The following is a 314-nucleotide window of genomic DNA, read 5'->3' as shown; positions in this document are numbered from 1 at the left end:
CCCATCCTCCTATTACGTACCGCCTACGCCCCCAGCCCCAAGACCCTGAGCACGCGCAACCTGCCCAACTACAACGGGGTCGCCGGCATCCCCATGCACAACGAACAGTTGCGCATCCTGCGCCAGGGCTATGTCTACGTGCTGCTCGACCAACGGGTCTGGCACGCCTACCAGGTCACCCCCGAAGGGGCACTGCGCCAGTTCCCGGCCTTCCAGCCACCCCCGCAAGCCGGCAAACCCTTGTCCACGGCCTGCCGGCAAGAACATCACGATGTCATCGCGTCGTTCATCAACATCAACACCCTGCTGTACTC

Annotated in this window: 1 protein-coding gene; it reads left to right on the top strand. The window is 63.4% G+C overall.

The genetic code is table 11. The features are described 5' to 3' along the window. The coding region (locus LU671_RS29410) for a toxin VasX (protein WP_232857823.1) at positions 1 to 314 on the top strand (314 nt) is incomplete at both ends.

This window comes from Pseudomonas sp. NMI760_13 (assembly GCF_021283245.1).
GTDB lineage: Bacteria > Pseudomonadota > Gammaproteobacteria > Pseudomonadales > Pseudomonadaceae > Aquipseudomonas > Aquipseudomonas peradeniyensis.
Note: the sequence above shows the minus strand (reverse complement) of the source record. Positions and strands in the feature narration are given on the sequence as shown.